The sequence below is a fragment of the Rhizobacter sp. genome, assembly GCF_031412075.1.
Classification (GTDB): Bacteria; Pseudomonadota; Gammaproteobacteria; order Burkholderiales; family Burkholderiaceae_C; genus Rhizobacter.
On sequence record NZ_JANOCG010000029.1, the window covers coordinates 1 to 9,501 of the forward strand.

General features: G+C 64.0%; 8 protein-coding genes. 3 read left to right on the forward strand and 5 right to left on the reverse strand.

Annotation, left to right across the window (positions count from 1 at the left end):
• From hpnD to RMO40_RS00895, 3 genes are all read left to right on the forward strand, one after another.
• The coding region (gene hpnD, locus RMO40_RS00885; RefSeq protein WP_309715040.1) for a presqualene diphosphate synthase HpnD at positions 1-744 on the forward strand (744 nt) is incomplete at its 5' end.
• A gap of 17 nt (positions 745-761) precedes the next feature.
• On the forward strand, positions 762-2,018 hold the full coding sequence (gene hpnE, locus RMO40_RS00890) for a hydroxysqualene dehydroxylase HpnE (RefSeq protein ID WP_309715042.1): 1,257 nt from the start codon (positions 762-764) through the stop codon (positions 2,016-2,018).
• Between the two features lie 45 nt (positions 2,019-2,063).
• Positions 2,064-2,831, forward strand: a complete 768-nt coding sequence (locus RMO40_RS00895) for an IclR family transcriptional regulator domain-containing protein (protein ID WP_309715043.1) — start codon at positions 2,064-2,066, stop codon at positions 2,829-2,831.
• Between the two features lie 66 nt (positions 2,832-2,897).
• Here the strand turns inward: RMO40_RS00895 and pbpG are convergent, their stop codons facing one another.
• The 5 genes from pbpG to ilvC form a co-directional block, all read right to left on the reverse strand.
• A complete protein-coding gene (gene pbpG, locus RMO40_RS00900) occupies positions 2,898-4,043 on the reverse strand; it encodes a D-alanyl-D-alanine endopeptidase (protein WP_309715045.1) in 1,146 nt (381 codons plus the stop codon).
• Positions 4,044-4,165: 122 nt separating this feature from the next.
• Positions 4,166-5,707 carry a 2-isopropylmalate synthase gene (locus RMO40_RS00905; protein WP_309715047.1) on the reverse strand — a complete coding sequence of 514 codons (1,542 nt, stop codon included), beginning with the start codon at positions 5,705-5,707 and terminating at the stop codon, positions 4,166-4,168.
• Between the two features lie 28 nt (positions 5,708-5,735).
• Entirely contained in the window at positions 5,736-7,433 is a 1,698-nt protein-coding gene (gene leuA, locus RMO40_RS00910; RefSeq protein WP_309715051.1) for a 2-isopropylmalate synthase, read from the reverse strand.
• A gap of 195 nt (positions 7,434-7,628) precedes the next feature.
• On the reverse strand, positions 7,629-8,453 hold the full coding sequence (gene pssA, locus RMO40_RS00915) for a CDP-diacylglycerol--serine O-phosphatidyltransferase (RefSeq protein WP_309715053.1): 825 nt from the start codon (positions 8,451-8,453) through the stop codon (positions 7,629-7,631).
• A 110-nt stretch (positions 8,454-8,563) separates the two neighbouring features.
• On the reverse strand, positions 8,564-9,501 hold a 938-nt coding region (gene ilvC / locus RMO40_RS00920; RefSeq protein WP_309715049.1), incomplete at its 5' end, for a ketol-acid reductoisomerase.

A 9,501-nucleotide genomic window follows, 5' to 3' on the forward strand; every position in this document is an offset into this window, starting at 1 on the left:
GCGATCACGGCGTTTTATGCGTTTTGCCGCGAGGTCGACGACGTGGTCGACGAAGTGCAAGACCCGAGCGTCGCTGCCACCAAGCTCGCCTGGTGGCGCAAGGAAGTGGCCACCAGTTTCAACGGCCAGGCCACCCACCCGGTGATGAAGGCCTTGATGCCGCACGTGGCGGCCTTCGGCATCCGAGCCGAACACCTGCTGGCTGTGATCGAAGGTTGCCAGATGGACCTCGACCAATCGCGCTACCTCGACTTCCCGGGCCTCGCGCGCTACTGCCACCTAGTCGCAGGCGTGGTGGGAGAAGTGGCCTCGGCGATCTTCGGCCGCTCCGAGGCCGTCACCATCGAATACGCGCACAAGCTCGGCCTGGCGATGCAGCTCACCAACATCATTCGCGACGTGGGCGACGATGCGCGCCGTGGCCGCATCTACCTGCCGGTGTCGGATCTGCAGCAGTTCGAGGTGAAGGCGCAGGAGATTTTGAACCGCGGCTATAGCGATCGGTTCACCGCGCTGATGCGCTTTCAGGCCGAGCGGGCGCATCGCTGCTACGACGAAGCCCTGGCCCTGTTGCCCGAAGCCGACCGGCGCGCGCAAAAACCCGGCCTGATGATGGCCAACATCTACCGAACGCTGCTGCGCGAGATCGAGGCCGCCAACTTCCAGGTGCTGCACCAGCGCATCTCGCTCACGCCGCTGCGCAAGCTGTGGATCGCGCTGCGCACCAACTGGCGGGGCGGTTGATGGGGGCAGCGCGGCGCGTGGCCGTTGTCGGGGGCGGCTGGGCAGGCTTGGCCGCCGCGGTCGAGGCCACACGGCGCGGCCATCGGGTCACCTTGTACGAGATGGCGCCGCAACTCGGCGGACGTGCGCGTGAGGTCGACTTCGGCGACGCGCTGCTCGACAACGGCCAGCACATCTTGATCGGCGCCTATTCACAAACGCTGGCCATGATGCGGCTGGTGGGCGTCGACATCGACCGGGCCCTTCTGCGCACGCCGCTGCGCGTCGTTTATCCCGACGGGGCGGGCCTGCAACTCGCGCCGGGCTCGCCCATCCTCGCGTTTGCCAGCGCCGTGCTGCGCTACCCCGGCTGGCGCTGGCGCGACAAACAAGCACTGCTGCTCACGGCCACGGGCTGGGCGCTGCATCGCTTTCGCTGCGACCCCACGCAGACCGTCGCCCAGCTGACCTCGCACCTGCCCGCTGCCGTGCGCGACGAGTTGCTCGACCCGCTCTGTGTGGCCGCGCTCAACACACCCGCGTCACACGCCAGCGGCGCGGTGTTCTTGCGCGTGCTCAAGGACGCCTTGTTCTCCGGGCCCGGTTCAGCCGATCTGCTACTGCCGAAGCTGCGCCTGAGCCAGCTGTGGCCGCAACCCGCCGCACGCTGGTTGGCGGCGTCGGGCGCCTCGCTTCGCCTGTCGCAGCGTGTGGACACGCTGGAGCGTTCAGGCGATGGCTGGCGCGTCAACGGCGAATCCGCTGACACCGTGGTACTGGCCTGCACCGCCAACGAAGCTGCGCGGCTGACCTGGCCCCTTGCGCCCGACTGGTCTCGCCAAGCCGGGGCACTGCACTACGAACCCATCATCACGGTTTACGCCCGCAGCCCCGGCAGCCGCCTGCCGCAGCCGATGATGGCGTTGCGAAGTGACGCGCAACGCCCCGCGCAGTTCGTGTTCGACCTCGGTGCGATCAGCGGGCTGGATGGCGTGTTCGCCTTCGTGGTGAGCGGTGCTGCCGCCTGGGTCGCACAAGGTCTGGACGCCACCACCGCAGCCACACTGAAGCAGGCACGCGAAGCGTTGAGCGCCCATCTGCGCAACCCCATCGAAACGCTGCGCAGCACCACCGAAAAGCGCGCCACTTTTCTGTGCACGCCCCAGCTGCTGCGGCCGCCACAACACGTGCTGCCCGGCCTCTTGGCCGCAGGCGACTACATCCAAGGCCCCTACCCGGCGACGCTGGAAGGCGCCATGCGTTCGGGAATGGGAGCTGCGGCCGCCATTGCGTGAATTTTCGCGATGCAAAATCTAGGCGAACTGCGTCAAAATGCCCGCATGAAAAGCAAAGAGGATCAAAAGCCCGCGATTCAGGTGCTTGAGCGCATGTTCTCGCTGTTGGATCTGCTGGCTTCCCACCAGGATCCGGTGTCCCTCAAGTTCATCAGCGAACAGACCGGGCTGCACCCGTCCACCGCACACCGCATCTTGAACGACCTCACGGTCGGCCGTTACGTCGATCGTCCCGAGGCCGGCAGTTACCGCTTGGGCATGCGCCTGCTGGAGCTGGGCAACCTGGTGAAAGCGCGGCTGGACGTGCGTGACGCGGCGCTCGGCCCCATGCGCGAGCTGCACAAGCTGACCCATCAGCCGGTGAACCTGTCGATGCGCCAAGGCGACGAGATCGTCTACATCGAGCGCACCTACAGCGAACGTTCGGGCATGCAGGTCGTGCGCGCCGTCGGCGGCCGCGCGCCGCTGCACCTCACTTCGGTGGGCAAACTGTTCCTCGCCCATGACGACCCGCAACGCGTGCGCGCCTACGCCGCCCGCACCGGCTTGGCGGGCCACACGCGCAACAGCATCACCGACGCGAACACCCTGGAGCGTGAGCTCTCGAAGGTCTTGCAATACGGCACAGCGCGCGACGACGAAGAGCTGGAGCTGGGTGTTCGCTGCATGGCCGCCGGCATCTTCGACGACCAAGGCAAATTGGTTGCCGGCCTGTCGATCTCGGCACCGGCCGATCGCCTGGAAGAAGGCTGGCTGGAGCGGCTCAAGTCCACCGCATCGCAAATTTCTTCGGCACTGGGTCACCGCGGATAAACCGCAACACCCGAAATGCGAAGAGCCCGGCATGCCGGGCTCTTTGACTTTGGGAACGAGGGTCGATCAGGACGTGATCTTGGGCACCTCAAGTACGACCGGCTCAGCCGCTGCCGGAGCCGGCTCGGGCATGGGCACCGCCGCAGGGGTCACAAAAATGGGAGCGACCAACGTCGGAGGCGTCAACAGCACCGGGGCTGCGACCACCGGCGCACGCTCGCTGACCCACTTGCGCACGCGCTCGGCATCACCCAGGCGGGAGTACTTGCCGGCCGAATCGAGGAAGACCATGATCACTTGACGACCCGCCAGCTTGGCCTGCATGACCAAGCAGCGCCCGGCCTCGGAGATGTAGCCGGTCTTTTGCAGGCCGATGTTCCATTCGGGGTTATGAACCAGGCGGTTGGTGTTGTGAAACTGCAGCTGGCGGCGACCCACCGCCACTTCGTACTCTGGCGAGATCGACAGTTCGCGAATCAGCGGGTAGTTGTGTGCGGCCTTCACCAGGGTCGCCAGGTCACGCGCGCTCGACTGGTTGTGGCTGGACAGGCCGGTGGGCTCGACGTAGCGAGTGTCGGCCATGCCCAGCTCGGTCGACTTGCGGTTCATGGCCACCACAAACGCGCCCATACCGCCGGGGTAGTGGCGGCCCAGCGCATGCGCAGCGCGGTTTTCAGACGACATCAGCGCCAGGTGCATCATCTCGCCGCGGGTGAGCTGCGTGCCTACGCTCAAGCGGGAGCGGCTGCCCTTTTCGGTGTCGACATCGTCTTGGCTGACGGTCAGCACTTCGTCCAGCGGGAGCTTGGCTTCGGCCACCACCAGCGCCGTCATCAGCTTGGTGAGCGACGCGATCGGCAGCACCGCCTTGGAGTTCTTGCTGAAGAGCACCTCATTGGTCTCTTGATCCATCACCAGCGCGACGCTGGACTTCAGGTCGAGCGGGTCGGCCGCCGAGTGCAAGCCATAAACCTGGCCGAACGAAGGCCTCTCGGGAACTGCGCGCGCACGGGTGCGCAGGCTGGTGCGCTTGATCTTGGAGGTGCGAACCACCACCGCCTTTGACTTGAAGGCGGGGGCGTTGGAAACCAGCGCAACACGCTTCTTGGCCGGCTTGGCCGCTGCCCCTGCCGAGAGGGGCAGACAGACAGCGATCGTCAGCGCGAGCAGACCACGCAGAACGGACAACGCTGACTTTTGGGTAAACCGCATCACAACAACCCCTTGACGCTCAGTCGCCCGAGTGTAAGTGACAAGAAAAAAACCTGCAATATCAAAAACTTGCGCGATTTTCCTCAAGTGTGACTTAGGAATTGTCAGGTCTGTGACAAATATCACCCCTGGGCAGCGACGCGCTCGTTCTTGCTGTGCAGCTTGTTCAACGCTGCGAGATAGGCCTTGGCCGACGCGACCACGATGTCGGGGTCGGAACCCACGCCGTTGACGACACGCCCACCAAGTTGCAGCCGCACCGTCACCTCGCCCTGCGATTCTGTGCTGCCTGACGTGATGGCATTGACCGAATAGAGCAGCATTTCGGCGCCACTCTTCAGCTTGGACTCGATGGCCTTCAGGCTCGCGTCGACCGGACCATTCCCGTCGCTCTCGGTGTGGTGCTCGGTGTCACCGGCGGAAAACGCCACCTTGGCATGCGGGCGCTCGCCGGTTTCGGAGCGCTGCGACAGGGCGAGCAGGCGGTAGTGTTCGTTCTCGGTGGTCACCGACTCGTCCATCACCAAAGCCAGGATGTCTTCGTCGAAGATGTCGCTTTTGAGGTCGGCCAGCTGCTTGAACTTGGCAAATGCGGCGTTGACCTCGGCCTCGGAATGCAGCTCGATGCCCAACTCATTCAGCCGCTGCTTGAAGGCGTTGCGGCCCGAGAGCTTGCCCAGCACGATCTTGTTGGCGGCCCAACCCACGTCTTCGGCGCGCATGATTTCGTAGGTGTCGCGCGCCTTGAGCACACCGTCTTGGTGGATGCCCGAAGCGTGGGCGAAGGCATTCGCCCCCACCACCGCCTTGTTCGGCTGCACCACGAAGCCGGTGGTCTGGGACACCAGGCGCGAGGCCGGCACGATCTGCGTGGCGTCGATGTCGAGCGCGAGGTCGAAGTAGTCCTTGCGGGTGCGCACCGCCATGACCACTTCTTCGAGCGCACAGTTGCCGGCGCGCTCGCCCAGGCCGTTGATGGTGCATTCGATCTGGCGCGCGCCGCCGATCTTCACGCCGGCAAGCGAGTTGGCGACCGCCATGCCCAGGTCGTTGTGGCAGTGCACCGACCACACCGCCTTGTCGGCGTTCGGAATGCGTGTGCGCAGGTCGAGGATGAAGTTGCCGTACAGCTCGGGAATGGCGTAGCCCACGGTGTCGGGGATGTTGATGGTGGTGGCACCTTCGGCAATCACTGCCTCCAGCACGCGGCACAGGAAGTCGGGGTCGGAGCGGTAGCCGTCTTCGGGCGAAAACTCCACGTCACCCGACAGATTGCGCGCAAAGCGGGTCGACAAACGTGCCTGCTCGAACACCTGGTCGGGTGTCATGCGCAGCTTCTTTTCCATGTGCAAGGCGCTGGTGGCCAGGAACAGGTGAATGCGGGTGGAGGCGCCACCTTGCAGCGCCTCGGCCGCACGCGCGATGTCGCGGTCGTTGGCGCGCGCCAGTGAGCACACCGTGCTGTCCTTGATGGCCTGGGCGATGGCTTTCACCGCTTCGAAGTCACCGTTGGACGAGGCTGCGAACCCCGCCTCGATCACGTTGACCTTCAGGCGCTCGAGCTGGCGCGCGATGCGCAGCTTTTCGTCTTTGGTCATCGACGCGCCGGGGGACTGTTCGCCATCACGCAAGGTGGTGTCGAAGATGATGAGTTTGTCGGTCATGGCTGACTCCTGTTGACTTTTCCGTATGTTAGGCGAGCACGGCTTGCGCAAAACGCAGGTGACCCTGGTGCATGGCGCGGTGCAGGCCCGAGGTGATGGCTTTCAGCGAGGCCGAGACGATGTTCGCGTCGATGCCCACACCAAACAGCGTGACCGCATCGCCGATGCGCACTTCGAGGTAGGCCACGGCCTTGGCATCGGCGCCGCTGCCGATGGCGTGCTCGTGGTAGTCGAGCACCCGCAGCTTGGTCGACAGCTGACGGTTCACCCCTTCGACAAAAGCCTCGATCGGCCCCGATCCCACACCTTCGACACCCAGGCCCCGCCCGCCCAGTTCAACCGCGGTGCTCAAGCGCACCTGGCCGTGGGGGGCCTCCGAGATCGTGGCGTGGATCACCTGCGCGCCCCAGGCGCCGGCCACGCTGTATTCGCGTTGAAAGATGTTCCACAGCTCGGGAGCGGTCAGCTCCTTGCCGCTGTCGTCCATCACCTGTTGCACCACTTGGCTGAACTCGATCTGCAAGCGGCGCGGCAGCTCCAGACCGTACTCGTTCTCGAGCAGATACGAAATGCCACCCTTGCCCGACTGGCTGTTGACGCGGATCACCGCGTCGTAGCTGCGACCGAGATCCTTGGGGTCGATGGGCAGGTAAGGCATGTTCCACACGTCGCCTTCCTTGCGGGCCGCAAACGCCTTCTTGATGGCGTCCTGGTGCGAGCCGGAAAACGAGGTGTAGACCAGGTCGCCCACATACGGGTGGCGCGGGTGCACCGGCAACTGGTTGCAGTGTTCGACGCAGCGGCGCACTTCGTCGATGTCTGAAAAGTTGAGGCCCGGCGCCACGCCCTGGGTGTAGAGGTTGAGCGCAATGTTGACCAGATCGACATTGCCGGTGCGCTCGCCATTGCCAAACAGGCATCCCTCGATTCGGTCGGCGCCGGCCATCAAGGCGAGCTCACCCGTGGCCGTGCCGGTGCCACGGTCGTTGTGCGGATGGACCGAGAGCACGATCGCGTCCCGCCGGGCCAGATAGCGGTGCATCCACTCGACCATGTCGGCAAACACGTTCGGCGTGGAGCGCTCGATGGTGGTCGGCAAGTTGATGATGCATTTGCGCTCTGGCGTGGCTTGCCACACCTCGGTGACGGCATCCACCACGCGCTTGGCGAAGTCGAGTTCGGTGTCGGAGAAAGTTTCCGGCGAGTACTCGAAGCGCCAGGCCGTTTCGGGCTGCTTCGCGGCCAGTTGGTTCATCAACTCCGCATGCTCGACCGCCAGGGCGACCACGCCATCCTTGTCCATGCCCAAGACCACATCGCGCATGACCGGCGACGTGGCGTTGTAGAGGTGGACGATGGCGCGTTTGGCACCTCGCAACGACTCGAAGGTGCGCCGAATCAGGGGCTCGCGGGCCTGCGTCAGCACCTGGATCGTCACGTCATCGTGAATCAGGTCTTGCTCGATCAACATGCGGACCAAGTCGAACTCGGTTTGCGATGCCGACGGGAAGCCGACCTCGATCTCCTTGAACCCGATGCGCACCAGCATCTGGAACATGCGCAGCTTGCGCTGCGGATCCATTGGCTCGATCAGCGCCTGGTTGCCGTCGCGCAGGTCGGTGCTCAGCCAGATCGGCGCTTGCGTCAACACGGCGTCGGGCCACGTGCGATCGCGCAAGGCGACGGGAGCAAAAGGCCGGTACTTCACGTGCGGTTGTTTCAACATCATGGCGATCTCCAGTGAGTGGAATCACAACCAGCACACGCTCGACAAAGCAAAACGGCCCGATGCTGGTTGCATACGGGCCGTTGAGAGCGAAAACGAATAGACGTGAACGATCAGCGAGCCCGTGGCACCTCTGGTAGGGCTAGCGTGAAAGTGGTCAAGAACGTCATGGCCGCAAATGTAGCACGCAGCTTTTCAGCGGTGCAGTCCTTCTTCGTCGGGCTCATCCATCGAGGTGGCGATCACGCTCACCGGGCGGCCTTTGACACGTTTCCAGGCATACACGCCATAGCCCGAGAGGCCATAGACCACGAACAAGCCGAACAACACCAACGGCGGGTGCAGCGTGATGAAGGCAATGCCCAAGGCGATGGCCACGATCACGATGAAAGGCACCGAGCGCTTGAAGCTCACGTCCTTGAAGCTGTAGAACGGCACGTTGGTCACCATGGTGAGACCGGCGTAGAGCGCGAACGCAAACGCCGTCCATTGCAACCACTCGCCTTCGCGTCCGCCCTTGAATCCCAGGTCGTCCATCAGCCAGATGAAGCCCATGACCAACGCCGCAGCAGCGGGGCTCGGCAATCCCTGGAAGAAGCGTTTGTCGACCACCGCGAGGTTGGCGTTGAAGCGCGCCAGCCGCAAGGCCGCACAAGAGCAGTAGACAAAAGCCGCGATCCAGCCCAGCTTGCCCATCCCCTTGAGCGCCCACTCATAAATGATGAGCGCCGGGGCCGCACCGAACGACACCATGTCAGACAGGCTGTCCATCTGCTCGCCAAAGGTGCTCTGCGTGTTGGTCATGCGCGCCACGCGGCCGTCGAGGCTGTCGAGCACCATCGCGCAAAAGATGCCGATGGCCGATTGTTCGAAGCGGCCATTCATCGCCATCACGATGGCGTAGAAGCCCCCGAACAGCGCGGCCAGCGTGAACAGGTTGGGCAGGATGTAGATGCCTTTGCGGCGCGGACGAGGCGGCGCGTCTTCGGAATCTGCCAGCGCTTGTTCGCCGTCGTGCATTACGTTCATGAACCTGTTCGAGCGGATTGGGTCGGGAAGGATACCGCAGCGGGCCACAAAAAAGCCGCAGGGTCTCCCCTGCGGCTTATCGGCTCCAGTCGGGCCGAGGGTCAGTTCTTCGACTGGTCGACCAGGCGGTTCTTCTTGATCCAGGGCATCATGGCTCGCAGCTGCTCGCCCACTTGCTCGATCGGGTGCTCGGCCGTCAGGCGGCGGCGCGACAGCAGCGTCGGCGCACCAGCCTTGTTCTCCAGGATGAAGCTCTTCGCGTATTCGCCGGTCTGGATGTCCTTCAGGCACTGGCGCATCGCGTTCTTCGTCGCCTCGGTCACCACCTTCGGGCCGGTGACGTACTCGCCGTACTCGGCGTTGTTCGAGATCGAGTAGTTCATGTTGGCGATACCGCCTTCATAGATCAGGTCGACGATCAGCTTGAGCTCGTGCAGGCATTCGAAGTAAGCCATTTCAGGCGCGTAACCGGCTTCGGTCAGCGTCTCGAAACCCGCCTTGATCAGCTCGACCGCACCGCCGCACAGCACGGCCTGCTCGCCGAACAGGTCGGTTTCGGTTTCTTCGCGGAAGTTGGTCTCGATCACGCCGGCCTTGCCGCCGCCATTGGCTGCTGCATAGCTCAGTGCCAGGTCACGCGCCTTGCCGCTCTTGTCGGCATGCACGGCGATCAGGTGAGGCACGCCGCCGCCTTGGGCGTAGGTCGAGCGCACGGTGTGGCCAGGGGCCTTGGGCGCGACCATCCACACGTCGAGGTCGGCACGCGGAACCACTTGGCCGTAGTGCACGTTGAACCCGTGAGCAAATGCCAAAGAGGCACCTTGCTTGATGTGGGGTTCGACGTCGTTCGTGTAGACCGAGGCGATCTGCTCGTCGGGCAGCAGCAGCATGACGATGTCAGCCGACTTCACTGCATCGGCGATCTCGGCGACCTTCAGGCCAGCCTTCTCGACCTTGCTCCACGAAGCACCACCTTTGCGCAGACCGACGGTGACCTTCACGCCGCTGTCATTCAGGTTCTGTGCGTGAGCATGACCTT